The following is a 1313-nucleotide window of genomic DNA, read 5'->3' as shown; positions in this document are numbered from 1 at the left end:
TACGATGTTGCTTCTTGTCTTGTGGGCTCGGAGATGGGTATAAGAGACAGCTCCTGCGGTGGGATGAGGTACTCCGCGCCCGTCTCGGTGACGACGGCCATCTCCTCCACGGCGATGATGCGCTGGGCGCCCTCGCCGCCGTCCGGCCACGCGAAGAACCCGTCGAAGGCGAAGACCTGCCCGGGCCGGACGATTCGCGCCGCCTGGCCCGCCGCGGGCTTGCCCTGCTGCGCGCCGGAGAGCGCCGGGCCCACGTCATGCGCCCAGTAGCCCACCGGGTGCCCCGTTCCCCACATGACGGGCGCGGAGCCGGCCTCACGCATCCAGTCGCGCTGGGCCTTGTCCACGTCCCAGCCGCGCACGCCGGGTTTCAGGGTGGCCAATGCAATGCGGCTGCCCTTCTTGCCCTTCTCCCACTTCTCCAGGGCCGCCTTGGGCGGCTGCGTCTCGCCCGGCGCCAGCACGTAGGCGAAGCGCTGGATGTCCGTCACCCACATGCCGCCCACGCGGATGCCGAAGTCCGTCTGGATGAAGTCTCCCGGCTGGATGACGCGCTCGGTGGCGTGGGAGTGGCCGCGCGTGGGGCCGCTCTGGACGTTGGGGTTCTGGTCCGGTGCCCAGGCGTCGCCCACGCCCAGCTCCGCCATGCGCTGGCGGAGGAAGCGGGCCACGTCCACGTCGCGCGTCTTGCCCGGCACCACCGCGCGGTAGGCCTCGATTTCCAGTTGGGACGTCAGCGCGGCGGCCTTGCGGAGGATGTCCACCTCCTCGGGCAGCTTCACGGAGAGCCACTCGGAGACGAGGTCCTCGGAGGACACCAGCTTCTTGCGCAGCGCGGGCGTCAGGGCCTTCTCCAGCGCGGCGCGCTGCGTGGCGGACAGGCCATCCGCCACCGTCACCGACGTGGACGAGTTGACGGCGATGCGCTTCGGCTTCGCCGCCGCCAGCCGCGAGGCCACCTGCGCGTAGAGCTTCGTTCCGCGCGGCAGCGCCACCACTTCGTCCAGCGGCGCCACGTCGCGGAGCGCGGTGGCCTCGCCTTCGGGTGACAGGGCCACGCCGCGCACGGCCTCGCCTTGCTTGAGGAACAGGAAGGCGGCGGTGCCTCCGGCGTTCTCACAGCCGACGTGGATGGCCAGCGGGTCGTTGTCGTTCTCCCGGCAGATGACCACCCACGCGTCCACGTTGGCGCGGGCCATGGCCTGGGGCAACAGCTTCTGGATGCGCGCCTTGCGGATGCGGGGCCAGGCGTCCTGGGACGCGATGGGGTCGGCGGGCGCGGCGCTGGCGATGGGGGCGGCGAGGAGCAGGGC

At 71.6% G+C, this 1313-nt stretch carries 1 protein-coding gene; it reads right to left on the bottom strand.

What is annotated here, in order from left to right; translation table 11 throughout:
* On the bottom strand, positions 1-1313 hold a 1313-nt coding region (locus tag G4D87_RS37830), incomplete at both ends, for a M24 family metallopeptidase (RefSeq protein ID WP_240358940.1).

The sequence above is a fragment of the Myxococcus vastator genome, assembly GCF_010894475.1.
GTDB lineage: Bacteria > Myxococcota > Myxococcia > Myxococcales > Myxococcaceae > Myxococcus > Myxococcus vastator.
Note: the sequence above shows the minus strand (reverse complement) of the source record. Positions and strands in the feature narration are given on the sequence as shown.